The organism is Proteiniclasticum aestuarii, from assembly GCF_017368455.1.
Classification (GTDB): Bacteria; Bacillota; Clostridia; order Clostridiales; family Clostridiaceae; genus Proteiniclasticum; species Proteiniclasticum aestuarii.
On record NZ_JAFNJU010000005.1, the window covers coordinates 192295 to 217749 of the forward strand.

A 25455-nucleotide genomic window follows, 5' to 3' on the forward strand; every position below is an offset into this window, starting at 1 on the left:
TATTTTAAGGATAATAATTATCGTTTAATCTGGCGGTTTTTGCGAGAAGCGCAAAATCAGGGGAGAGGATAATATTATGATTATCAAGCAAAAACAAGATACTTTCTGATCAAAGTCAGTGATTTTTTGAAAACAGCATGTGTTTTATTCTGGGGTTGGTTTGTGTTTTGGTTAAAGGTGATTTTTGATTTTACATTCTGCCTTCATGGAATCGGATATTATGACGGATGCGAGATCGGAGTTCTTTCTTTTCTTCATAAAATTGGAGGCTGTGATATAATTGTCCTAGTATATTTGTGCCATGGGCGCAAAAGTAAATAGAGGTGAAAAGATGATACATATCGTTGGTTTAGGCCCAGGGAATATCGATGCGTTGACATTGGGGGCGGTGAAGCTTCTGGGGGAATATCCGCTTTATCTGAGAACGGAAAAACACCCTACGGTGGCTTATCTGAAGGAGAAAGGAATCGCTTTTGAGACATTCGATTTCCTGTATGAGAAGGCGGAGAGGTTTGAGGATGTCTATGAAGGGATCAAGGAGAGGATTTTAAACCTTGCGGAAAAAGAAGAGCTGATCTATGCGGTGCCGGGGCATCCTCTGGTGGCGGAGAAGTCTGTCGTTCTGATCCTGGAGGCCTGCAGGGAGGCGGGGATATCCTATAAGATCCATCCATCTGTAAGTTTTGTGGATACCATGCTGGAAGCGCTGGAGATTGATCCCATTGAAGGGATGCGCATTGTGGATGCCTTGACGATAGAGGAGGAAACACCTGATTTTTCCAAGGGTACCATCATAACCCAGGTGTTCTCTCCCTATATCGCTGGTAGGGTGAAGATCGCTCTGGGGCAGTATATGGATGATGAGAATGAGATCATCTATGTGAGAGCTGCCGGAACGGACGAAGAGGTGCTTAGAAGAATCCCTCTTTATGAGCTGGACAGACAGAAAGATGTGGATGATCTGACCAGTGTATATGTACCTCCATTGAAGGGGAGGTATGATTTCTACAGTTTCATGAGGATTGTTGAAAGTCTCAGGGATCGTGAGAATGGATGTCCGTGGGATAGGGAGCAGACCCATGAATCGCTCAGGAGGTATCTCATTGAGGAAAGCTACGAGGCTCTGGAGGCGGTGGATCTGAAGGATTATGACGCTCTGGCGGAGGAGCTTGGAGATGTGCTTCTCCAGATTCTTCTTCATTCCACCATCGGGAAAGAGGGAGGAGAATTCACGGTGCATGATGTCATTCGGATCGTGTCGGAGAAAATGGTGTACAGGCATCCGCATGTCTTCAATAAAGAGAAGGACCTGACAGCGGATGAGGTGCTGGTTCAGTGGGAAGAGCTGAAGAAGAAGGAAAAGAAAGAGGAGTCGCTCAGTGATTCGCTAAACGGTATCTCAAAATACTATCCGAGTCTCTCCAGGGCGGAAAAGATTCAGAAGAAGGCCAGAAAATACGGATTTGACTGGGACGAGATTTCCTATGTGTTCAAAAAAGTGGAAGAAGAGATTGAAGAGATCAAGGAGGCCATGGCGGAGGAGGATTCTGAGAAGGTCGGGAAAGAACTGGGTGATCTTCTGTTCTCGGTGGTGAATCTTTCAAGATTTCTGGAAGCGGATCCGGAGCTTTCATTAAACAGAACTTCGGATAAATTCATCGATAGAATTCGAAGGATGGAAGCGTTTTTATCGGCGGAGGGACTCACTTTCAAGGACCTTCCACTGGAAAAACTGGACAAATACTGGGAAATGGCCAAAAAAGAAGAAAATAATTAAAAAAAACGCTTATAAATAAAGGGTTTCAGGGTTTTTTATGGAATAATAACAGTAGATTCCATTATAAAACAAAAACAAGGAGGAATTTATTGTGAACAAAGCTGAATTAATCGCTGCATTAGCTGAATCAACCAGTTTCACCAAGAAAGATTCTGAGGTTTTCCTGAAAGCATTTCTTGATAACGTGGTTGGCACACTTGAGAAGGGTGAAAAGGTTCAATTAGTTGGATTCGGTACCTTCGAAGTAAGAGACAGAAAAGAAAGAGTAGGAAGAAATCCTAGAACGAAGGAAGAAATCAAGATACCAGCATCAAAGGTACCTGTTTTCAAGCCTGGTAAAGAATTCAAAGAAAAGGTGAACGTTGTTCCTAAGAAGAAGAAGGCTGCACCTAAGAAGAAAAAATAACTTAAATCAGAAACTCAGTAGGAAAGATGTAGGGGATTGAATTCTTCTGCATCTTTTTTTCATCTGAGGATGGGAAGGGTGTTTCGTAACAGGGCTATATTCCCTGAAACGGGAAGTTTTACTTCACATTGGCGCAATCAAAATATATAATATACACAATGAATGAAATTATGTTTATTCATTGTGAATGAGGTGAAGAAGTTGAGACTAGATAAATTCCTGAAAGTATCCCGTATCATCAAAAGAAGAACCGTAGCGAAGGAAGCCTGTGACGGAAAGAGAGTTTCCATCAATGGGAAGATCGCAAAGGCGGGTTCTGAAATCAATGAAGGGGATATCATAGAAATCACATTCAAAGAAAAAGGAATCAAAGCGAAGGTGCTGAAAATACAGGAACATGTGAGAAAAGACGAGGCATCTGAAATGTATGAGATTCTCGAAGGTGAAGAAGATACAGATGAAGAAGAGGAGTAGATTCTCCTGATGTTTGGAGGAGTACCATGAAAATAGGGAAAGTATTCGTGAGATTGGCTCTGCTGCTGTTTGCAGGCGTCATTGTTTTCACTGTGTATAGACAGCAGATTATGATGAATAATATTGAAGAGAATATCGCGCTGCAGCAGGAAGAACTGGTAAAAGTAATGGAAGAGAACGAAAAACTGACTAATTTGGTGGACAGCACCCTTACGGAAGACTATACTATAAGAAGTGCCAGAAGTAGGCTGGGCTTATTGAGACCAGGTGAAATTCCGGTAATTGACTCGTCAGGTGACTGATTGGGTTTCATTATATACTTTATTCATTTAAAATTTAAGGAGGATTCTTATTAACATGACCTTAGAGGTAGGAAACATTGTAGAAGGAACTGTAGTAAATATTACTAACTTTGGAGCTTTCATAGACCTAAGCGGAAAGACGGGCTTAGTCCACATTTCAGAGGTAGCTGATACCTATGTTAAAGACATCAAAGAATTTATCAAAGAAGGCGACAAGGTACAGGTCAAAATTTTAGGAATTGATGATAATGGAAAAATCAGTCTATCCATAAAGCAAGGCGTCGCAATTGAGCAGAAAAGATCATCCAGACCTGCAGAGGTTGAGTGGACTGCTCCAGAAAAGAAAAAGCCTGCATCCAGTGATTTTGAAGATATTATGTCTAAATTCATGAAAGAAAGTGAAGAAATCATGTCTGACTACAAGAAGAAACAGGAAGTCAGAACAAAAAACAGAAAAGGGTAATTCCTAGTCTGCCAAAGTGAATCATGAAAGTGGGAAATAATACCTGGGTGAACCGGGTATTATTTTTGCTTTTAATGTTGACAAGGTATGGGGCATGATATATAATTAATTTTGTCGCTGAGATGAGGCGACAGCATATGTGGCGGAATAGCTCAGCTGGCTAGAGCATTCGGTTCATACCCGAAGGGTCGTAGGTTCAAGTCCTATTTCCGCTACCATTTCTTTTACATATGCTGGAGTGGCGAAACTGGCAGACGCACAGGACTTAAAATCCTGCGGTAGCGATACCGTACCGGTTCGATTCCGGTCTTCAGCACCAACTTACAATATAATATCGCGGGGTGGAGCAGTTGGCAGCTCGTCGGGCTCATAACCCGAAGGTCGTAGGTTCAAGTCCTACCCCCGCTACCATTAAGAAACAGTCTGATTTGTTCAGGCTGTTTTTTCGTGTTACTTCATTCTTAAAGTGCTTTGTAAACTGTTCTTCACTGAAAGTTCATGGCAGAAATAGAGGTGCGTGATATAATATTGACGAAAAAACAGAGAAGGAGTGCGAATGAGATGGAACAGGCAACACTGGATATTGAAGTCAGAGAGCAGCACCATCAGCCGGTTTTAAGCATACGAACGCATACGGACATTGCGCATCTGCCGGGTCTCATCGGTGAATCCTACAGACGAATCGGGCAGTACCTTGGTGAACTTGATGTTGAACCAGAAGGGGCTCCATTTGTTGCGTACTATAATCAGGATATGAATGATCTGGATGTGGAGATCGGGTTTCCGGTGGAGGATGTGATTCCTGGAGACGGGGACATGTGTCCAGGAGAAATCGAAGAAGGCAAGATGGTCACCTGCATGTACATCGGCCCTTATGAAGGGATGGTCGAAGCCTACGGCGAGATGCACAGATATATTGAAGAAAAGGGTCTTAAGACAAAAGGACCTGCCTATGAAACCTACCTGAACGCTCCGGATGAGGTGGCTTCACCCGAGGAGCTCATGACACGGATTGACCTGCCTGTATACTGAAAAATGACCGACAGCACTGGTGCTGCCGGTTTTCTGTTTTCGGGGGGTGACATATCTTCATAATATGATACAATGGCAATAATGTAAAAAAACACATGCATTATGGAGGAGATATGAAGGTAATGATTGTCGGGGCGGGTAAGCTGGGTGTAAAGCTCGCTGAAGCCATGACCACTGAAAATATGGATGTAACTTTAGTAGACAGCAGTGCAAAGGTTGTCGAGAAGATCAATGAGCATCTGGATGTGCTTACGGTAGTTGCAAATGGAATCAATGTGACCATGCTGAAGGAAATGAATATCGAGGAGTATGACATTCTGGTGGCGTCCACAGAGAATGATGAAACCAATGTGGTCATCTGCACCTTTGCGAAGAAGCTGGGCTGCGGACAGACCATCGCTAGAATCAGGAATCCGGAATATACGGAGCAGATCAATTTCGTTAGGCATGAGCTGGGGATCGATCTCATCATCAACCCTGATTTTGCCACAGCAAGTTCCATTTCAAAGTATCTCCTGAAGAACATCATGTTCTATACAGGAGATTTTGCTGATGGGAAAGTGAAGATGATTGATTTCAAATGTTCCTATAAGAGCAGTTTTGTGGGGAAGAAGCTCTACGAACTGGAGAATTTCGAAAATCTCATCATCACGGCGATTTCAAGACAGGGCAAACTGATCATTCCTTATGGAAGTACTGAAATCGAGGCGGATGATGTGATTCATATCATCGGAAAGGAAGATGAGCTTCTGAAGTTAAGCAAGAACCACAATCTCATCGGCAATGACAAGCATATGGAGCGAGTCATGATCATCGGTGGAGGAAATGTAGGGTATTATCTTGCTAAGGAACTGTCCAAAGCGAAGGTGGCCACAACACTGGTGGAACAGGATCGTAACAGAGCGGTGAAGCTTGCGGAGACTCTCGAGCATGTCTTGATCATCCATGGAGATGGAACGGATGTCAATCTTCTCGAAGAAGAGAACATCGATCAGATGGATGCTTTCATAGGGTCCACCGGTTATGACGAGCAGAATCTTCTGATGGCGCTCATGGCGAAGCAGTATGGGGTCGGCAAGACCATCGCCAAAGTGAGCAGAAAGAATTATACGAAAATCATCGATAAGCTGGATATTGATGCGGCGCTGAATCCGGTGAACATTACTGCGTCTAATATTCTCAAATATGTCAGAGGTGGTAAGGTTGTATCGGTATCCCTTCTTCTTGGAGGGGATGGTGAAGTGACGGAAATCATTGCGACAAAAGACCTGCTATACCTGGATAAGCCGCTGAAAGAGGTCAATTTACCGAAGGGGATCATCATCGGGGCCATCGTGCATAATGGTGAGGTGATTATCCCGAACGGAAATTCTGTCATCAGAGCCAATGACCGTATTGTAGTGTTCTCTCTTGCGGAAGACACTGAAAATCTCAAGAAGTTATTTACACCTGGAAAGAGAGGACTGTTTAGTGAACTATGGAATCGTAATAAAGGTACTAGGGATAATCCTGCTGATTGAGTCGCTGCTCATGTCCCCTGCGATATTCATATCGCAGCAGCATGGCGGAGAAGCGGTACGCGCTTTTCTTTTGACCATTGCAGTGATGCTGGTCATCGGTCTTATTATGATGAATGTGAAAAGCAGAAAAGATCAGATCAGAGCAAAAGACGGGATTGTCATTGTAGCATTGGGCTGGCTGATGATCTCGATATTCGGAGCGCTTCCTTTATATCTGACGGAAAGCGTTCCGCATTACGTGGATGCGCTTTTTGAAATCATATCCGGATTCACCACGACGGGTTCCTCCGTCATAGCGGATGTGGAGTCTCTGGATAAGGGGATTCTCTTCTGGCGTTCCATGACCCATTGGATCGGAGGAATGGGGATTCTGGTGTTTACACTGGCGCTGCTGCCGGCTCTGGGGGTGGGAAGCCTTCAGATCTTCAAAGCGGAGTCTCCAGGACCTGTGGCAGGAAAGATTGTGCCTAGAATGAAAGATACGGCCAGAGTGCTTTACATCACTTATATCGCAATCACCTTGATTGAACTGGTTTTTCTACTCTTTGGTGGAGTGAACCTCATCGATTCCTTCGTGATCACCTTCGGAACAGTGGGTACCGGTGGATTTGGTCCAAGAAATGACTCTCTCGCCAGTTACAGTTCTTATGTGCATATCGTCACGGGAATCTTCATGGTCTTGTCCGGGGTCAATTTTTCCCTGTATTTTCTGGTTTTCAGAAAGAAATACAAGGATTTCCTGGAAGACCGGGAGCTGAGGCTTTATCTGTTCTTCATCTTCTCTGCGGTGGTGATGATTGCGGTGAACCTGCTCATGACCTTCAAGGGAGATGTTTTCATAAGTATCAGGGATTCTTTCTTCCAGGTGGCTTCCATCATGACCACCACGGGATTCAGTACAGTGGATTATGAACAGTGGCCGAGTTTCAGTAAACTCATTCTGTTTTTCCTCATGTTCATCGGAGGATCAGCGGGATCCACAGCCGGTGGTATGAAGGTGATCCGAATCATGATCATCCTGAAGCTCATCAAAAGAGAAGTATCCAAGATTTTTCATCCGAGAGCGCTGATCCCCATCAAGGTGGGTGGGAAGATTGTTTCCAATGAAGTCATAGCCCGAATCAACAGCTTCCTTGCGCTACATCTGGTGATTTTTGTCATCGGGGTGCTGGTGGTTTCCCTGGAAGGAGTGGACATGATCAGTTCCATTTCATCAGTGGCTGCCACCATCAACAACATCGGTCCTGGCTTCGGGTCGGTGGGTCCTACCATGACCTTTGCGGACTATTCCATCTTCACCAAGCTCTTCTTGTCGCTGGTGATGCTGCTGGGTAGACTGGAGCATTTCACAATCATCGCCCTCCTGGTGCCGAAAACATGGACAAGGGAAAGCTGATGAGAAAAAAACATATATGAGACGAAGTGCCTGAGGCATTTGGTGAAAGGACAGAGCCTGAGGGTTCTGTCCTTTTGAGTTTTAGGGAGGTAAGGAGCCATGGAAATCAGAGAGCTTAGTATCAGTGAAGTAGAGGATGCGCTTCTTCTTATAAAGGAAGTGTTTCTTGATACGGAAGCGAAGGAGTGCACTCCTGGAGGAGTAGGTGTCTTTCTTGATTCGCTGAAGGGGTCTGATTTCATAGCCATGATCAGGGAGGAGCAGTATATTCTGGCAGGAACTTTTGATGAAGAGGACCGCCTTGCGGGTGTCCTAGGTGCCAGAGGTGGGTTTCTTGCGCTACTCTTTGTGCGTGTGGACCATATGGGGAGAGGTTACGGAAAAAGACTGTACAGGTTCTATGAAGATAGAATTCTTTCTGGTGAGGTGACTTGCAGTAAGATCTCAACAAATTCTTCGCTGGGTGCCGTGTCTTTCTATGAAAAAATGGGGTTCTGCATTACAGGGGAACAAAAAATGATTCATGGGATACCGTTTGTGCCCATGGAGAAGGGGTTTTCGCATGAAGATAAATTCGGTATAGTGAAGACCTGAAACTTGGGAAAAGGAGCAAAAGGGAAAGCGTCAGCATTCGGATTGATAGGGTCTGGGTGCTTTTTTGCTGGAATCTGATCACAACTATAGGAGTGGTCTCTATAAGGGATTCGGGTTTAAATTGATTAAAAGAGAAAAAATCAATAAAACTCTATCGGCCCTGGTATAGGTGAGTTGTTGTTCTTTATGATAGAGCAGATTGAATTCGAAATTATTTTGAGTGAAAAGAGAGTTATTTGAGTCAATAATTAACTTAGTACATAAATAATTTTCAATTTAGCATGATTTCAAGCGAAATGTTTTAATATATCGAAATTATAATTAATATTTATGATAATTATAAAGTTAATGTTAATTAAACTATATAAACAATGATATATTGTCGAATAAGTGTTACAATAAAGGCGATCAAATTGCTGGTAACAGTTATTAGTAAGTGCGGATGAATATGGTGACTGATATGAACTATCGCGGTTCTTTTTTTTGATACAGGTTGTTAAAGGAAACTCAACTAGATGGCTTATTGTGAATTCAATAACTAGAGAAAGGAGTTGAGAAAGTGCATATTGGAAGCGAGTTGAGAAAGAAGAGAGGCTTTTTCGCTTTGCTGGTTTTGTTCAGTTTTATTTTGACCATTCTTTCAGGTGGAATGAGAAATATTAGAGCTGAAGAACTGGCAGGGGAAGAGTCTGGTGAAACTGTGGAGTTTGTTGCTGAAGTGATCTGGACGGGGTTACCTGAAGATGAGGCTATGCCGAATATTACTTTACATTTGATGACAGATGGAACAGTTGTCGAAAGTAAAGAGATCACGGATGGTTCTGTCAAAGTCAGGTTTAGTCCCGTTGATAAGTTTGATGACTCTGGTACAGAAATTCTCTATTGCGTCTCTCAGGATCCTCTGGAGAATTTTTCAACTGATGTGATGGGTTTTGTTGTAGAGAATACATATGTAGAACCTGAAGAGGACCTGCTGAATCAGGATCCTATTGTAGAACCAATTGAGGAGCCGATCGAAGAACCGATCGAAGAGCCAATTGAGGATCCGATCGAAGAACCAATTGAGGATCCGATCGAAGAACCAATTGAGGATCCGATCGAAGAACCAATTGAGGAGCCGATTGAAGAAACAATCGTAGATCCGATCGATGAATCAATCGTAGATCCGATTGAAGAACCAATCGAAGAGCCAATCGCAGATCCGATCGAAGATCCGATTGAATCACCAATTGAGGAGCCAATAGAGAAAATCGATCCGATCTCAGAACCTGAACTATCCAAAGTATCGGTGATGACAGAAGAAACGATACCTGAACCAGTCAAACTAACAGAGGACACAGCAGTGATAGAAGATGAATTATTGGCTGCTGGAGATATCGGGATCATGGCTGCTTCGTATACCTACAATATCATAAACTATTTTCCTGCATCTGGAACAAGTACCAATGACCATTATTCTGTAGTCGGAGTCTTTATTGGTACAGATAACAACGTCTATTTGATTCTGGATAACAATAAGGCAACGGCTCAGCAATACAGATTTTATGAACCTATGCTAAACGGCTATGAGGCTGCGGGATACAATTTGTCATGGCAAGATTATGAAACTTATTGGGATGGAGCAACATCCTCTCCATACACGACGAATGTCTATTTGAACTATCCTGACAGCAGTACACAGACGATCCCTGGAACAAGAATGTTTATCTTTAACCTTGGACCGATGACGGACAAGCTGATGGCAACCAATACATTAAGTATGCAGAACCAGGCTGATGGTTTTAGTATAGACGGTATGACCTTTACGCTGGATCTGAAGCATACAATTGTTAAAGTTGTAGATAAATCCACTGCAACCATCGGTGAAGAAGTCATCTATACCATTACGGTGACAAACACTGGACAGTATCAACTCTCTGATATGGATGTGCTGGATACGGTACCTATTGGATTAACGATTCTTAAAGTATCTAAAGATGGCGGAACCACCTGGTTAGATCCGGAATACGATAGTGGCGTGCTGGTTTTAGACACAAATAAAACTTTGACTGTTGCCACTCCTCTTGTCTATAAAGTGAAAGCTTATATTAATACGAATGCGAAAGACGGTGACGTATTAACCAATAGAGCTTACACTGCTGGAAGTGTTGTAAGTCAGGAAGATTTTGCTACGGTTACAGTACGAGCAGTCGATGTTACGGTTACAAAAAATGTAACCGGAAACATGAGTAATCCAGCAGATACATTTGCGTTCACGGTAACGATTGAAAAAGGCGTCACCTCCGTTCACTATCCAGGAGAAACGGCTAATTTTAGCCTCGGCGATGATGGCATCTATACTATGTTTGACTTGCCGAAAGATGGAGTAGTGACACTTTCGGAAGTGTCGATGGGTTATGAAGTGACAGTGAAGATCGGTGGTGTAGTACAAGAACCAGATGAAAATGGTAAATATACCATAACACTTGACAATGCAGATGTTACCATTGATGTCATAAACAGCAGAGATGTAATCATCCCTACAGGGGTTCATATGGACGCTATGCCGTACGTTCTGATTCTGATGATGGTCGGCGTGGTCGGATTCAGCGGTTTCTTTTCGAAACGAAGACACCTGAATTTTGATTAAAGGAGTGGTACAAGATGGTAGAAACTGATTACAACCCTATGCAGCATTTGACATCTGAAACCTCCGCAGATTTTAATGATCAGACTGCCTTGGAAGCTGATGCCTTAAACCGGGAAAAGCTCCAGATTATAAACTGGATCAAAGAAGTACGATTTCGCAAACAGCTTTTCGGTGGAGTAAATGAACAGGACGTCTGGAAAAAAATCGAGAAACTAAGCGAAATGTATGACGCTGCGCTTAAAGCTGAGAGAGTTCGCTACGACGTACTACTTGAACAGCAGCGAAGAGGCAGCAAAATGATCATTCAGAGTGACATTTTAGAAAAGGATGGAGCAGCTGATGATTAAGAAACAGAGTTCAAACAGTATTACGGAGGCGATAACAGAAAGAAGAAAAGCGCTGTATATCAGAAAGGGCTACATCAGTCTACTGATCCGGATTGCTCTTATTGCAGCAGTAGGATACATACTATTTACACAGGTGTTTCTGATCACTCAAGCCAGAGGGAATGACATGTTCCCGGCAATCAAGGACGGCGATCTCATTATCGCATTTCGATTGCAGAAAGAACTTGTTAAAGATGACATTGTAGTTTATGAAGTCGGTGATGTCACACGTCTAGGAAGAATTGTCGCGCTGGAAAATGATGAAGTGCTATTGGATGATTCAGGCGTGTTTCGGCTTAACGGAACTCCCCAAAGCGGAGAAATAGTGTTCCAGACTTTTCCGAAGGATGGTTATGATTATCCTCTGCAAGTACCTGAGGGAAGATTGTTCCTGCTTGGAGACCATCGGAATCAGACAAAGGACAGCAGAGATCATGGACCAGTTTCTTTTGAAGACCTGAAAGGGAAGGTCATTACGATTCTTCGCAGGAGAGGGCTATAAATGGAAAGTAAGTTCAGAAATTTGAAATCTAATCAAAATAATGGGAGGAAATATAAAATGAAAAAAATCTTAACGTTCTTGGCTGCTTTCACTTTCATTTTTGGATTAAGTGTTAATGCTTTTGCATCTACAGAAGGTTATTATGATTGGAGCCCAATTGAAATCAACAAGATGCTGGAAATCAACAATCCTGGAACCGTTAATCCTGCAGAAACCTTTAATTTCGTTATTGGAACAGGAACAGGAGTTAGAGATGGACTGCCTATTGCAGCTCCTGCTTTTACTCCAAATACATTCTCCATTGATGTGTTAGAAGGTATGTTAGGTGGAAAAGCAAGCGTAAACTTACCGCTATTTACTCAAGTGGGCGTTTATACATATCCTGTCATGGAGACAGCTGGAAACACAGCTGGTATGGACTACGATCCGGCCACATACTATATCGTAGTTACAGTCATCAACAACCCAGCTTATCCAGATGAGGGTGAACCTGAATTCCTGCGTGTTCTGACACTGACAGATGCCAACAATGTTAAAAGAGATAAATTTGATAATGACTTTGATGCAGGTGATTTAACGGTTGATAAAGAAATCACCGGTAACTTTGCAGATCCTGATGATGAATTTACCATCACTGTTACTGTTACTCCTGTTCCTGGCAAAGTAATCAAAGATGGACCAATCGAGTGGAATACAAACGATGTTACAGAAGTGGGTGGAGTATATACAGCTGTATACGTACTGAAAGGTGGAGAGTCATTTACAATTGAGAACCTTCCATATGACGTATCCTATACTGTTGTTGAAACACAAGACCCTGATTATGATATGCCACAATATGATGCTGAAGCTACAGGAGACATGGATATGGCATCCATTTCAACAACCATCATCAATAACAGAGACACAACTGTTAATACAGGAATCAGCCTGGACAGCTTACCATATATCCTGATTCTTGGATTTGCAGCTTCTGGAATGGGTCTACTGTTCTTTAGAAGAAGACATGCATTCTAATCACCTTGATATCAGATTAGATAAATAGACAATCATTTTAAGGGTGGAGGGCTGTTGCCCTCCCAGACCTATCGTAAAGTGCTGAAAGGAGGTTTGCAGTATGGATTTTGCCGGCTTGTTTCTTAAAATCGCCAATGCATGTGTAACTGTAGTGGTTGCTCTTGCCTTTCTGATTGCAGGAACATATGCGGTATTTGCACTATGGGACAATAATGCAATTTATGCTGCTGCCGAAAATGTTCAGCTGGAGATGATCAAAATAAAACCTGTCGAGTCGACTGAGGGTGGTGCATCTTTTGATGAGCTCTTAGCTGTCAATACTGATGTCAAAGCCTGGGTCACGCTGGATAATACCATCATCGATCATCCCATACTGCAAGGCACAACGAACCTCAGTTATATCAATACAGATGTTTACGGAAACTTTGCTCTGGCCGGCAGCATTTTTATGGATACCCGTTCAGATGGGAATTTCCGTGATCCCTATTCACTGATTTACGGCCACGATATGGTTGAGGGTAAAATGTTCGGAGACCTGGTGCTTTATAAGGGTGAAGAATTTTTCAATGAAAATTCTACAGGTATCCTGATATTACCCGACCGATCCTATCAGCTGAAAATCTATGCCGCATTGATTGTCCAGGCGTCCGATGAGATGATTTTCAATCCGGATCTTCACGATGACGGATTGTCACAGTTCATCGAATATGCAGAAAAAAATGCGCTGTACATTCGTCCGGAAATGACAGAAGATTTGAAAGAGGCAGCAGACAACGGATTACAGATATTATCATTGACGACCTGTTCAGGAGAATTTACCGATGCAAGAACTATTATTCTGGCAGTTATGGAGCCTTCCATGCCAGCGGAATAGGAGGATGAGTATGAGAAAGAGTTTGAAACGATTCACTACATTACTCATTTTTATGATTCTCTGTCTTGCGATTGGATCTCCCGCTGTGCTGGCTGCAGAAAATCCAAGCCTGGAGCTGGGTGTGACAGTAAAACTGTCAGGCACCCTGCCGACGACGCCAGAAGATTTTCTGATCAAGCTCGCAGCGGACGAGATTGGCAATCCGATGCCAGAGGGAGCTTTGAATGGTGTTTATACCATGACCGTTACGGGAGCCGGGGCAATAACCTTTCCGGAGATGACATTCTCAAAGGTGGGGATCTACAAGTACCGGATCTGGCAGCAGCCTGGATCTGACCCAAATGGTTACTATGACAGCACCATCTATCATTTAAATGTGTTGATCACAAATGCTGAAGACGGTGGACTTGAAATCACATCACTTCTTTACAAAAATGAGGAAACCGATAAGAGTCCCGATGTGATTTTTGATAACCACTACGCCAATCCCGCAGTTGTGCGGTTCACCGCAGAGAAGCTGCTGGATGGAAACATTCCAGACGATGATGATTTTACCTTTATGCTGACGGATGCAGAAGGAGCTGTTCTCCAGACCAAACGCAATCTCAGTGAGGATGTCATCTTTGATGAGATTGCTATCAGAGAAACAGGGACCAATGTGTATTATTTAAGAGAGCAGAAAGGGTCAGATCCCTTTATTCAGTACGATCCGTCCGTTTACAAAATCACCGTCGATGTATCGAAGAATCAAGCGGGTGATTATGTTGCAACGACAACCATAGAACGAAAAGGGCAAAGCTATTCAGGCATTCCAATCTTCAACAACGAAACGCTAGAATTTGAAGATATCGAAGATCTGCCACTCCCTAGTACAGGCGAAGCCAAGACCATGTTTCCACTCGCTGGAGTGATACTGATTCTAAGTGGCACTTACCTGAGTCTGAAACCTAAAAAAACTCGCTGATTCTTTTAAGGATTACAGGGCTCTACGGAGCCCTGTTTTCTGATAGGAAGCATATGTATCCGAGTAAATTCGATTTCCTGATTATGCAGAGAGGGTATTTGTAAATCCGGAATGAGACTGTGCTGCTTGATATAATAATAAAAGGACCGGGGAAAATCATCGCTGATTTTCCCCGGTCCTTTTATGCTGGCCAAAACGATTCCTACACCCAGAGTGCAAGAACAAGGGCCACTGCTGATATGGCTAGTGTGCTGATTCCTAAAGTCTTATACTGCTTTGGTTTCTGGTATTCCATCAGGTTTCTGTTTTTCTTCGGCACAGATTTCATCTTTGCCAGAGTGAAGAAACTAAGGACGGATATGCCAAATGAGCATGCAGCGATGATGAACAGAAATGCACGCAGTATTTCTCTTAATTCCATAATGTACCTCTCCATTTCCCGTTGGGACAAGATTATTTTACATTAGATAGTATAGCATAACTTACCCGGAGAAGTACAAAATGTTATTTTCTTCACATCAGATGCTACTGAGAAAGTCTTCGTACTCTTTCACGAACTTTTCCGGTTCCTCGATCTGAGGACTGTGACCGGACTTTTCAAAGACCGCTTCCTTGAAGATGCCGCCTTTTTCCGCGTACTTCTCGAAGACGCTTCTTGTCTGAGTCACCATGGGCTGTGGCGGATAGATTTCCGCACCGGGCCATCCGGGGATGACGCCCAGCTGTCCAAGAAAGCCCACATCACTGAAGGAAGTGTCTGAGACGATCTTGTCCTGGGTTCCTCTGAACCAGATGACAGGAGGCTTCGGGCTGATCTGTGTAATACCCGTAAGGTTTACATACTTGGGACTCATGGTATTGCCTACACCTTTTGTACCAGGCCCCAGGAAAGGCCATTCTGGTGCAGGGGTAGCATCTCCTGGATAGAATTCATCTCCGATCTCCATGAGGAACATGGACTGCACGAAGAGGTCCTTCATTTCTTCTGAGAGCTCATAGTCACTGGCGAAAAGTCCTTTCAGCACATTAGGGGCTGAGGCCGGATTATCCGCACTGACATCCTTATTTCTCAGGCTTTCCACAAAGGCTTTGTTCACGAGGCCTCCGCCGGTACCGGCATGGGATGCGTGGTTCACTTCTCCGTCAACACCTTTGGTTCCTGAGAAGCCGTAAGGAGAAAGAGGATTGATGAGCCCAAGGCTTTTCACGTCCTGTGGGTAGTCCATGGTGTACTGCATGGCGACGCCGCCACCCATGGACCAGCCGATGATGTGAGGTTTCTCGATGGACAGAGCTTCCATGAAGCTTCGGATATCCTCCGACCAGTTCTTCATTCCTTGTGTGGCATCAATAGGGAGTTTTTCCGTATGGCCATATCCTCTGAGATCCGGTGCATAGATATGGAATCTGTCTTTCAGCGCCTCTATGGTCGGCGTGAAAAACAGATTGGATGAGGTGTTTCCATGGATCAGAACAAGAGGTTCCTTCTCCTTGTCACCGGCTTCCAGATAGGAGACAGACAGTCTTTCGGTTCTGATTTCTTTCTTCTCAAATTGAGGCAGCATATACATCCTTCCTTTCAAGATCATAGTAAAGGTTATTGTAGACCAACTTTTCTTCTATGTAAACAGTTTCTGAAAAAGGATTCCAGAAAAAGCTCCTTCTATAGAGGAAAAGGAAAGGCCTAATAAGGTCTTTCCCTGTAGCTTCTGATTTCCTGGGTGAGAAGAGGGAGAATCTCCAGCGCATCCCCCACAAGACCGATATTGGAGGCGGAGAAGATGGGTGCATCCGGATCTTTGTTGATGGCGATGATGAAGTCTGATTTCTCCATTCCGGCCATATGCTGCACAGCACCGGAGATGCCGCAGGCGATATACACTTTCGGTTTCACGGTTTTTCCGGTCTGACCCACCTGGAATTCCTTGTCGATGCGTCCTTCATCCACAGCGGCTCTCGAGCCTGCCACTTCTGCACCGATCATGTCTGCGCATTCTCTCAGCACATGGAAATTGTTTCCGACCCCACGGCCACCGGAGATGATGATGTCCGCTTTGGCGATGTCCATGGCCATGTGGTCCTTATGAAGAACATCGAGGATTCGGACGGAGTCTTGGATGCCTTCCGGATGGACTTCCCGCTTGTCGATGGTGAACGGTCTCGATGTGTCTCTAGGCAGTGCATCCATAACACCGGGTCTTATGGTGGTCATCTGAGGTCGCTTCGTTTCATTGATGATGGTGCCGAAGAGATTTCCGCCGAAGGCAGGTCTTGTAACATAAAGAAGGGCGGAGGATTCATCTTCCGGATCAAACTCCAGTCTGGTGGCGTCTGCCGTGAGGCCGGTGTCGCAGCGCGCTGCAAGTCTTGGTGCAAGATCTCTTCCAAGGACGGTGGCAGGAACAAGAAAGATGTCCGGCTTGTCTGTACGGATCAGTTCATTAAGGAGCGTGGTGTAGACCTCTGTACTGTAGGTGTGAAGAGATGCATGAGACAGGTTGATGATCCTGTCTGCGCCTCTATAGCCCAGTTCATGAAGGGTCTCCTCTGAGGGTTCCCCCAGAATCACTGCGATGACGCTGTATCCGAGATTTTTTCTGTTCTCCGTCAGCCTCACCGCTTCACCCAGAAGCTCCAGGCTCGCATCATGGATGGTATGTTCATGATACTCGATGAAAACATAGATGTCGCGATATTCATTCTTATTCATAGCTGACCTCCTTCTTTCCGATGAAGTTATGGGTAAGGAGCATGTCGAAGATTGTTCTTGCGGATTCTTTCGGCTCCAGTGTAAGAATATCTGAATTCTTATGGACTTCTTTGGTGAAGGTCTTCTTCACCTTCGTGGGAGAGCCCTTCAGGCCTATGGTCATGGGATCCAGATTCAGGTCGTCGTATCGGATGATTCTGATGTCCTTATCGAAGGCTTCCATGATTTTCTTCACATGCATGTACCTTGGTTTTGCAATGGTGCTTAAGGTGGTGATGAGGCAGGGCATGTCCGATTCGATGATCTCGTATCGGTTCTCCAGCGCCTTCTTCACCCGAATCTTCTCCTTGCTGATCTCAAGGATCTCATCCACGTAGGTGATCTGTGGGAGACCCAGTTTTTCAGCGGTCTGAGGGCCTACCTGCGCGGTATCTCCGTCAATGGCCTGTCTTCCTGCGATGATGAGATCATAGTCCATGGACGATAAAGCCGCACCGATGGTGTTGGAAGTGGCCCAGGTGTCTGCACCACCGAATTTACCGTCGCTGATGAGCACGCACTCATCAGCACCCATGGCGTAGAGCTCCCTTAGCATGGACTCCGCCTGAGGGGGTCCCATGGTGACGCAGGTGATGCTGGCGCCCTGCTGGTCTTTGATCTTCAGCGCAGCCTCCAGGCCCGCCAGATCGTCGGGGTTTGTGATGGTGGGGACTCCGGTTCGTATGAGGGTGCCCTTCTCCTTGTCGATCTTCATTTCCGTGGTATCGGGTACCTGTTTCAGTAATACTACTATATTCATGCTATCCTCTCCTTTACTTCAGTACAGATGCGGCGATGACCATCTTCTGCACTTCGGTGGTGCCTTCATAGATCTCAGTGATCTTCGCATCACGATACATTCTTTCCACGGGATACTCTCTGGTATAGCCGTAGCCACCCAGAAGCTGTATGGAAACCCTGGTGCTTTCCATGGCGATGTCTGAAGCGTAGTATTTCGCCATGGCCGCCTCCTTGGAATAGGGAAGTCCTTTGTCCTTGAAGGAGGCTGCCCGGTAGGTGAGCAGTCTTGCCGCATCGATTTTCGTCTGAAGCTCCGCAATCTGGAACTGGGAGTTCTGGAAGGCGGAAAGAGGTTTTCCGAACTGTTTTCTTTCTTTGACATATTTGATGGCTTCATCCAGAGCCCCCTGGGCGATGCCCAGCGCCTGGGCCGCGATACCGATTCGACCGCCATCCAGCGTATTCATGGCAATCTTGAATCCCTTGCCTTCCTGCCCCAGAAGATTCTCCTCGGGCACCAGAACATCCTTGAAGATCAGTTCCGTGGTGGAACTGCCCTTGATGCCCAGTTTATGTTCTGTCTTTCCGATGGTGAACCCTTCCATGCCCTTTTCCAGGATGAAGGCGGAAATGCCTCGGGTGCCTTTTGATTTATCGGTCATGGCAAAGACGATGAAGACATCCGCATAGCCTCCATTTGTGATGAAGATCTTGGAGCCGTTTATTCGATAGTGCCCGTCTTCCTTTACGGCCACGGTCTGCTGCATGGCGGCATCACTGCCGGCGTTGGGCTCTGTCAGCCCGAAGGCGCCGATTTTCTCGCCTTTTGCCAGAGGGACCAGGTACTTCTTCTTCTGGGATTCGGTTCCGAAGCTCTGGAGAGGACCACATGCCAGGGAAGTGTGGGCGGAGAGGATGACCCCTGTGGTTCCGCAGAACTTTGACAGTTCTTCCACAGCCATGGTGTACATGAGGTTGTCGCCATCTGAACCACCGTAGGTGGAGGGGACGGGAATCCCCATCATGCCGATGGACGCCATTTTTTCCACGGTTTCCAGGGGGAATCTTTCCATTTCATCCACTTCCGCTGCCAGAGGCTTCACTTCATTCTGAGCGAATTCCTTGAACAATTTAAGAGAGAGTGCCTGCTTTTTACTCAAATCAAAATCCATATTGTCCTCCTACTTAGGTGGCATGACGGTAGCGGTTCCTTTTACTACCACATCACCTGCTTGATTATATGCGATGGTTTCCAGCTTTATGATGTTCTTCTCTTCTATGATTTCTGTGACGGTGGCCACAGCTTTGATGGTATCCTGAATGTGTACGGGTTTCGTGAACTTCAGCTCCTGCCCCAGGTAGATGGTTCCAGGTCCTGGAAGGAGTGTTCCGAGAATGGTGGAGAAATAGGATGCAGTGAGCATACCGTGTACAATTCTGCCTTTGAACATGGTGTCTTTGGCATATACTTCGTTGAAGTGTGCCGGATTGAGATCGCCGGATATTCCTCCGAACAGGACGACGTCCGTTTCAGTAACGGTTCTTTCATAGGTTTCAGAGTCTCCGATTCGGATTTCTCTGATGGTCTTTCCTTTCATAAGTTACCTCCAATCTGATAATTGATTCACAAAATGATGGTTTGAAAATGTTTAACATGACGAACCTTTCATGTTTCAATCTCATTATAAACTTTTATATTTTAAATTCAATAGCTGGAAGAGAAAAAAATGTTATTTTTTTAACATGAATCTGATTTGAGCAAAAAGCACCTGTTTTCAACCCTCCTATTTTTTTACTGCCTTCTCCATTATAAAACAGGAACCTGAAAATTGCCTAGCAAAAGGGAGGAAGATCCCTAATGTACTAAGGTGTTTATTGTGTTAATAAAGAAACAAAGTCTGGAGGTAACTACCCATGATGCATAAGACGTGGAAGAATATATATTATCCATAGATTGATTCATTGTTCACAATAAATATACTATAACCAGTGGTAATTCAGCCAGAACTGCAGTTCATAGATCGAATCAGAGTGAAAGAACACGATGAAATGCAAGGAAATAGACCTGAGAGTCATGTCAGATTAAAGAACAACATGTTGTTACAGATATAACGAAGGCACCAGTGCTACGTATGTGAACCTTTACATGAATTTACATAAAAACAATGAAAATGATGATTATGCAAAGGTTATGATGATAAAAGTTCAATTAGAAGGTGGCATTAATCAAAAATGAGTAAAAATATGCACTCTTTGTTAAAATAGTTGACTTTGGAAACGCTATCATTTACTCTAAACATGAAGAGTGATTCATATTTCATATTGAAGTTTCTGAAGGGACTTTCCGAGAAGAAATGATCATCAGATTCAACGATATGTTATGGAGCAATAATAGAAAATGGAGGGAATATCAAGATGAGATTACAAGATAAGGTTGCAGTGGTTACAGGTGGTGCACGAGGACTTGGACAGGCCATGGCGGAGCTTTTCGCCAGTGAAGGGGCCAAGGTTGTGGCAGTGGACATGGGAGACCTGTCCTATGAAAACCCCAATGTGGAAGGTTACAAGCTGAACGTCACCGACGTGGAGGCATGCAGAGCGTTCACAGAATATGTCACAGAGAAGTATGGCAGAATCGATATCCTGGTGAACAATGCAGGTATCACAAGAGATGCACTGACCAGAAAGATGACAGACGAAATGTGGGATCTCGTCATTGATGTGAACCTGAAGGGTGTCTTTAATCTCACAAGATTCGTGGGACCTAAGATGCAGGCAGACGGAAAAGGCTCCATCATCAATATCTCCTCCGTAGTGGGAGAGTTCGGAAACATCGGACAGGCGAACTACGCAGCAACCAAAGCAGGCGTCATCGGCATGACCAAGACCTGGGCCAAGGAATTCGCCATGAAGGGTGCCCAGGTAAGAGTCAATGCGATTTCTCCCGGATATACCATGACCGACATCCTGAAGACCGTACCACAGGATCTTCTGGACAAGTTTGCGGCCCAGACCATGCTCGGCAGACTGGCACAGCCTGAAGAAATCGCAAACGCTGCGCTTTTCCTGGCATCCGATGAAGCATCCTATATCACTGGACACAACTTATCCGTTAACGGAGGAATGAGACTGTAAGGAGGATTATCATGGCAAACGTTGGAATTGTCGGCACCGGCATCTATATCCCTGACACCTATATCACCGGGGAAGAAATTGCGGAAAGGACCGGTGGCGTCTGGGCAAAGGAAGCAGTGGTCCAGAAGCTTGGGATCAGGAAGAAGCCTGTACCAGGTGAAAAGGACGGCACCCAGGAAATGGGTGCACTGGCTGCACTGGCTGCATTAAAAAATACTGGAGTGGATCCTCTGGACATCGATGTGATTCTCTGTGTCGGAGAAGAGTGGAAGGAATATCCCTTGACCACTTCCGCGCTCTATATCCAGGACCGCATCGGAGCGGTGAATGCCTGGGGCATCGATCTGGCAAACAGATGCTGCACCACCGTATCCACCATGAAGATCGCGAAGGATATGCTCATGGCAGATGACACCATCGACACAATCCTCATCGCAGGCGGATACCGGAACGGTGATTTCGTGGATTATTCAGACAAGAACATGTCCATGATGTACAACCTGGGTGCGGGAGGAGGAGCCATCATCCTGAAGAAGAACCATGGCAGAAATCTTCTGCTGGGTTCACACATCATCGCGGATGGTTCTCTTGCAAGAACCGCAGGTGTGGAAATCGGTGGAACCTGTAATCCCATCACACCGGAGAATACAGAGGAAGCATACAAGAGCTTAAGACTCATGGATGCGAAGAAAATGAAAGACAGACTCAATGAAGTATCCATGCCCAACTGGTACAAATGCATTGACGAGTCTCTTAGAAAATCAGACCTTGAAAGAAAAGACATTGACTACCTGGCCATTCTTCATATGAAGCGTTCCGGTCATCTGGCCATGCTGAGTGAACTGGGCATGAAGGAAGACCAGTCCATCTATCTGGAGGACTATGGACATATCGGTCAGATCGACCAGATCCTCTCTCTGCATCTGGCACTGGAAGAGGGCAAGGTCAAAGATGGAAGCGTTATTTCCATGGTGGCTGCCGGCATCGGATATGTCTGGGCAGCGAATGTGATCAAATGGGGTGAGAGCTAATTGAGTACCTTTATACAGATTATATTAAGAAGTCTTGAGACGGGAAGCATCTATGCTTTGGCCGCTCTTGGTATCATCATCATCTACAGAACATCCTATACCACAAACTTTGCGCAGGGTGTTGTGGCCATGTTCAATACCTTCGTGGTCACCTTCCTCTTCAATAAATTCGGCCTGCCTCTATGGCTGGCGGTGATTGGAGGAATCTTAAGTGCGATCCTCACGGGTTTCCTGATTGACGTTCTGATCCTGAGGCACACGAAGAATGTTTCGCCGGTGGCGAAGCAGATCATCACCCTGGGACTCATCATGATCGTCCTGGGCCTTGCTCCGATCTTCTTCGGGGTGGATCCATTAAGACTGCCAAGGCTCATTGAAAGCGGAGATCTGGGCGTTCTAGGCGCATCCATCTCCTATAACGGACTGTTCAACATCGCTTTAGGCCTGGCCATCATGACGGGAATGTTCTATATTCTCCAGAGAACCAAATGGGGGCTGGCCATCAGAACCACTGCTTCCAATGAGTATGTGGCAAGACTCATGGGTGTACCCACAAAGAACGTGACCATGGCAGCATGGGGCGTTGCGGGTGTACTGGGTGTCATCGCAGGTGTCATGACGGCGCCTATGACCTCCGTGACCCTGAACCTCATGGATGAAGTGCAGATCACGGCACTGGTTGCCTGTGTACTGGGCGGATTCCAGACCTTCCATGGACCCGTCATCGGGGCCTACATCATGGGTATCGTGAGAAATCTCCTGCTGTTTTATGTCTCCTCCGTCTGGGGTGGACAGATTCTATACATTCTTATCCTGATTTTCATAGTGTTCAGGCCCTATGGACTGATCGGTAAGAAGATTGTGAAGAAGGTGTAAGATGAAGAGTATGAAAGCAAAGAAGAATATATTTCAGAAACATCCTGCAATCGGATTTATCCTTTTCGGATTACTCCTTGCCCTCATTCCAACGCTGGCTGAAATGGGCATCCTGAAAAACGGGTATGTGACCACCATCGGTGGAACCCTCATCTATGCCATCGCCGCACTGGGCCTCAACATCCTTCTTGGATGGTCCGGACTGATTTCTCTGGGTACTGCAGGATTCATGGGACTGGCGGCGTACATGTCCGCTTATCTCACAGTGGATCTGAACCTGCCCTTTGAAGTCTCCTTTTTCCTGGCGGTTCTGATTCCCACCCTCATCGGCATTCTGGTGGGGCTGGTCTCTCTGAAGATTGAAGGACTCTACCTGGCCATAGCAACCCTTGCGGTGGCGGAGGTGCTCCGAAAAACCTTTGAGGAACTGGGAAAATACACCGGAGGATTCAGCGGAAAGTCCGCGGACTATCCGACATTATTGGGACTCTTTGAACTGGATAGAACCACCACGTTCTACTTCATCATTTTCGTGCTGGTGATCATCATGATCCTCACCTCCAATATGATGAACGGAAGACTGGGCAGAGCGCTGAACGCCATGAGAGGCAGCGAAGCTGCAGCCCAGGCCATGGGTGTCAACCTGTTGACCCACAGGCTCATCGCCTTCGCGCTGGCCACCATTTTTGCCAGCGTGGCGGGAGTACTCTATGTGCACTTCGTGAAGTTCTCCTATCCATCCACCTGGAGCCTGGCCATGTCGCTGAACTTCCTGGCCATCATCATCATCGGTGGACTGAGATCCATCTATGGAACGGTCCTGGGCGCATTCATTGTATATGCCGTACCGGACATGTTCCTGAAGCAGATCCCGTTTTTCGAAGATCTGTCTTACGTACTGAACGGAGTGCTGATCATTCTGGTCATCATCTTCTATCCCAATGGACTCATCAGTATCGGCTATGACATCAGAAAACTCTTCAGAAAGCTGACGAAAGGAGGGACAAAGAATGAGTAAAATGGAAAATCATGTACTGACAGTGGATGGATTGTCCATCGCATTCGGCGGCCTCAAGGCGGTAGATGATCTCTCCTTTGATATCAAGGACAAGGAAATATACGGACTCATCGGTCCCAACGGAGCAGGGAAAACCACGGTGTTCAACTGCATCACCCAGTTCTATAAGCCCGATAAGGGAGACCTCAGATTCAAAGGGCATGGCGATCAGATCGTGGATCTGACGACAAAGCCTGTACATGACATCATCCGCCAGGGACTTGTAAGAACCTTTCAGAACGTGGAGCTCATCAGAGAGCTGAGTATCATCGATAACGTGCTCATCGGAGGCCATATAGATTTTGAAGCCAATACCCTGTCTCAGGCACTGAAGCTGCCTAAGTCGAGAAAAGAAGAAAAGAAGTACCGGGAAGAAGCCGAGAAGATTCTGGAGGATCTGGGTATTCTGGACCGAAAAGACATGCTTGTAGGCGGACAGCCCTACGGAATCCTGAAGAAGGTGGAATTTGCCCGAACACTCATGGCAAGACCGAAGCTCATCATTCTGGATGAACCTGCTGCAGGGCTCAACGACAGTGAGACCATCGATCTGGCCAGACTCATCAAGAGGATCAGAGACCAGTATGACTGCTCGATTCTATTGGTGGAACATGACATGAGACTGGTCATGGATGTCTGTGACCGAATCTGCGCCATCAACTTCGGAAAACTCCTGGCCATTGGCACACCAAAGGAAATCCAGGGAAATAAGGCTGTTCAGTCGGCATATCTAGGAGTGGAGTAATATGAGCGAGAAGAAAATAGCACTGGAAATAAAGAATCTCAAAGTTAGCTACGGCGCCATCCAGGCGCTTAAGGGCATCGACCTTACGGTCTATGAAGGCGATGTGGTGGCGATCCTTGGCGCCAATGGAGCCGGGAAGACCACAACCCTGAAGAAGATCAGCGGCATCATCGACGGAGAAGATGGATTCATCAAACTGTACGGGCAGGACATCACGAAGATGGAACCGGAAAAGATCGCGCGACTTGGCATCTCCATGTCGCCGGAAGGAAGAGCCGTATTCAAGGACCTGACTGTGGAGGAGAACCTCAAAGCAGGAGCCTTCACATTGAAGGACAGGGAGAAGATCCGAAAGAACTTCGAAAGAGTCTACCGGTACTTCCCGGTCCTTGAGGAAAGAAAGAATCAGGTCTCCTCAACCCTTTCCGGTGGAGAGCAGCAGATGCTGGCCATCGGAAGAGCCCTCATGAGCAGCCCCAGGGTGCTGCTTCTGGATGAACCTTCCTTGGGACTTGCTCCTCTGATCGTCCAGGACATCATGAAGATCGTGAAGGAAATCAAGGAAGAGGGCACAACGGTGGTCATCGTGGAGCAGAACGCCGCGCAGACCCTGAAAATCGCAGACTACGGATACGTCATCGAACTGGGTAAAGTAAGTACCCATGGTAAGGCATCCGTTCTGGCAGATGATCCCAAGCTTGTGGAGGCTTACCTCGGCAAGCACTAGCATTCCTATTTAATGCACCTAGCGTGCTTAAATAATATTCAACACACAACATACCAAT

Annotated in this window: 27 protein-coding genes and 3 tRNA genes; 24 read left to right on the forward strand and 6 right to left on the reverse strand. The window is 45.6% G+C overall.

The window, feature by feature from the left end; genetic code table 11:
* Positions 1-331 precede the first annotated feature (331 nt).
* From yabN to J3A84_RS08300, 18 genes are all read left to right on the forward strand, one after another.
* On the forward strand, positions 332-1777 hold the full coding sequence (gene yabN, locus J3A84_RS08215; RefSeq protein WP_207599529.1) for a bifunctional methyltransferase/pyrophosphohydrolase YabN: 1446 nt from the start codon (positions 332-334) through the stop codon (positions 1775-1777).
* A 91-nt stretch (positions 1778-1868) separates the two neighbouring features.
* The gene (locus J3A84_RS08220; protein ID WP_207599530.1) at positions 1869-2183 is read left to right on the forward strand and encodes an HU family DNA-binding protein; all 315 of its coding nucleotides are present in this window, start codon (positions 1869-1871) and stop codon (positions 2181-2183) included.
* A 201-nt stretch (positions 2184-2384) separates the two neighbouring features.
* A complete protein-coding gene (locus tag J3A84_RS08225; protein ID WP_207599531.1) occupies positions 2385-2657 on the forward strand; it encodes an RNA-binding S4 domain-containing protein in 273 nt (90 codons plus the stop codon).
* 26 nt (positions 2658-2683) lie between these two features.
* A complete protein-coding gene (locus J3A84_RS08230; protein ID WP_207599532.1) occupies positions 2684-2959 on the forward strand; it encodes an FtsB family cell division protein in 276 nt (91 codons plus the stop codon).
* A 55-nt stretch (positions 2960-3014) separates the two neighbouring features.
* Positions 3015-3422: a S1 domain-containing RNA-binding protein gene (locus J3A84_RS08235; RefSeq protein ID WP_207599533.1), complete on the forward strand. Its 408-nt coding sequence runs from the start codon at positions 3015-3017 to the stop codon at positions 3420-3422.
* A 141-nt stretch (positions 3423-3563) separates the two neighbouring features.
* Positions 3564-3640: transfer RNA gene (locus J3A84_RS08240), tRNA-Met, on the forward strand.
* A 14-nt stretch (positions 3641-3654) separates the two neighbouring features.
* Positions 3655-3741, forward strand: a tRNA-Leu gene (locus J3A84_RS08245).
* 16 nt (positions 3742-3757) lie between these two features.
* A tRNA-Met gene (locus J3A84_RS08250) sits at positions 3758-3833 on the forward strand.
* A 150-nt stretch (positions 3834-3983) separates the two neighbouring features.
* A complete protein-coding gene (locus tag J3A84_RS08255; RefSeq protein WP_207599534.1) occupies positions 3984-4454 on the forward strand; it encodes a GyrI-like domain-containing protein in 471 nt (156 codons plus the stop codon).
* Between the two features lie 113 nt (positions 4455-4567).
* A complete protein-coding gene (gene trkA, locus J3A84_RS08260; protein ID WP_207599535.1) occupies positions 4568-5974 on the forward strand; it encodes a Trk system potassium transporter TrkA in 1407 nt (468 codons plus the stop codon).
* Positions 5925-7370 carry a potassium transporter TrkG gene (locus J3A84_RS08265; RefSeq protein WP_207599536.1) on the forward strand — a complete coding sequence of 482 codons (1446 nt, stop codon included), beginning with the start codon at positions 5925-5927 and terminating at the stop codon, positions 7368-7370. Before trkA ends, J3A84_RS08265 begins: the two co-directional genes overlap by 50 nt.
* Before the next feature lie 99 nt (positions 7371-7469).
* Positions 7470-7964, forward strand: a complete 495-nt coding sequence (locus J3A84_RS08270; protein WP_207599537.1) for a GNAT family N-acetyltransferase — start codon at positions 7470-7472, stop codon at positions 7962-7964.
* Between the two features lie 559 nt (positions 7965-8523).
* The gene (locus J3A84_RS08275) at positions 8524-10593 is read left to right on the forward strand and encodes a Cna B-type domain-containing protein (protein ID WP_207599538.1); all 2070 of its coding nucleotides are present in this window, start codon (positions 8524-8526) and stop codon (positions 10591-10593) included.
* 14 nt (positions 10594-10607) lie between these two features.
* Positions 10608-10940, forward strand: a complete 333-nt coding sequence (locus J3A84_RS08280; protein ID WP_207599539.1) for a hypothetical protein — start codon at positions 10608-10610, stop codon at positions 10938-10940.
* Positions 10933-11481, forward strand: coding sequence for a signal peptidase I (gene lepB / locus J3A84_RS08285; protein ID WP_207599540.1), 549 nt, complete (start codon positions 10933-10935; stop codon positions 11479-11481). The genes J3A84_RS08280 and lepB overlap by 8 nt, the downstream gene beginning before the upstream one ends.
* Positions 11482-12498 (forward strand): DUF7601 domain-containing protein, encoded by a 1017-nt coding sequence (locus J3A84_RS08290; protein ID WP_207599541.1) that lies wholly within the window; start codon positions 11482-11484, stop codon positions 12496-12498.
* A gap of 100 nt (positions 12499-12598) precedes the next feature.
* Positions 12599-13372, forward strand: coding sequence for a class B sortase (gene srtB, locus J3A84_RS08295; protein WP_207599542.1), 774 nt, complete (start codon positions 12599-12601; stop codon positions 13370-13372).
* A 10-nt stretch (positions 13373-13382) separates the two neighbouring features.
* Positions 13383-14336 carry a Spy0128 family protein gene (locus J3A84_RS08300; protein ID WP_207599543.1) on the forward strand — a complete coding sequence of 318 codons (954 nt, stop codon included), beginning with the start codon at positions 13383-13385 and terminating at the stop codon, positions 14334-14336.
* A 202-nt stretch (positions 14337-14538) separates the two neighbouring features.
* Here the strand turns inward: J3A84_RS08300 and J3A84_RS08305 are convergent, their stop codons facing one another.
* The 6 genes from J3A84_RS08305 to J3A84_RS08330 form a co-directional block, all read right to left on the reverse strand.
* Positions 14539-14757, reverse strand: coding sequence for a hypothetical protein (locus tag J3A84_RS08305; RefSeq protein ID WP_207599544.1), 219 nt, complete (start codon positions 14755-14757; stop codon positions 14539-14541).
* 97 nt (positions 14758-14854) lie between these two features.
* Positions 14855-15901, reverse strand: coding sequence for an alpha/beta hydrolase (locus tag J3A84_RS08310; RefSeq protein WP_207599545.1), 1047 nt, complete (start codon positions 15899-15901; stop codon positions 14855-14857).
* A gap of 119 nt (positions 15902-16020) precedes the next feature.
* Positions 16021-17046 (reverse strand): electron transfer flavoprotein subunit alpha/FixB family protein, encoded by a 1026-nt coding sequence (locus J3A84_RS08315; RefSeq protein ID WP_207599546.1) that lies wholly within the window; start codon positions 17044-17046, stop codon positions 16021-16023.
* On the reverse strand, positions 17039-17845 hold the full coding sequence (locus J3A84_RS08320) for an electron transfer flavoprotein subunit beta/FixA family protein (protein ID WP_207599547.1): 807 nt from the start codon (positions 17843-17845) through the stop codon (positions 17039-17041). The genes J3A84_RS08315 and J3A84_RS08320 overlap by 8 nt, the downstream gene beginning before the upstream one ends.
* Positions 17846-17858: 13 nt before the next feature.
* Positions 17859-18998 (reverse strand): acyl-CoA dehydrogenase, encoded by a 1140-nt coding sequence (locus J3A84_RS08325; RefSeq protein WP_207599548.1) that lies wholly within the window; start codon positions 18996-18998, stop codon positions 17859-17861.
* A 9-nt stretch (positions 18999-19007) separates the two neighbouring features.
* Positions 19008-19424 (reverse strand): MaoC family dehydratase, encoded by a 417-nt coding sequence (locus tag J3A84_RS08330; protein WP_207599549.1) that lies wholly within the window; start codon positions 19422-19424, stop codon positions 19008-19010.
* 817 nt (positions 19425-20241) lie between these two features.
* Between J3A84_RS08330 and J3A84_RS08335 the strand changes: the two genes are divergently transcribed.
* Genes J3A84_RS08335 through J3A84_RS08360 form a run of 6 tightly spaced genes read left to right on the forward strand, consistent with a single transcriptional unit; the run spans position 20242 to position 25397 of the window.
* Complete coding sequence (locus tag J3A84_RS08335; RefSeq protein ID WP_207599550.1) at positions 20242-20961, forward strand: beta-ketoacyl-ACP reductase; 720 nt, start codon at positions 20242-20244, stop codon at positions 20959-20961.
* 11 nt (positions 20962-20972) lie between these two features.
* On the forward strand, positions 20973-21992 hold the full coding sequence (locus tag J3A84_RS08340) for a 3-oxoacyl-ACP synthase (RefSeq protein ID WP_207599551.1): 1020 nt from the start codon (positions 20973-20975) through the stop codon (positions 21990-21992).
* Positions 21993-22868, forward strand: a complete 876-nt coding sequence (locus J3A84_RS08345) for a branched-chain amino acid ABC transporter permease (protein ID WP_207599552.1) — start codon at positions 21993-21995, stop codon at positions 22866-22868.
* A 1-nt stretch (position 22869) separates the two neighbouring features.
* Positions 22870-23886: a branched-chain amino acid ABC transporter permease gene (locus J3A84_RS08350; protein ID WP_207599553.1), complete on the forward strand. Its 1017-nt coding sequence runs from the start codon at positions 22870-22872 to the stop codon at positions 23884-23886.
* Positions 23879-24670, forward strand: coding sequence for an ABC transporter ATP-binding protein (locus tag J3A84_RS08355; RefSeq protein WP_207599554.1), 792 nt, complete (start codon positions 23879-23881; stop codon positions 24668-24670). The genes J3A84_RS08350 and J3A84_RS08355 overlap by 8 nt, the downstream gene beginning before the upstream one ends.
* Before the next feature lies 1 nt (position 24671).
* Positions 24672-25397 carry an ABC transporter ATP-binding protein gene (locus J3A84_RS08360; protein WP_207599555.1) on the forward strand — a complete coding sequence of 242 codons (726 nt, stop codon included), beginning with the start codon at positions 24672-24674 and terminating at the stop codon, positions 25395-25397.
* Positions 25398-25455: the final 58 nt, after the last annotated feature.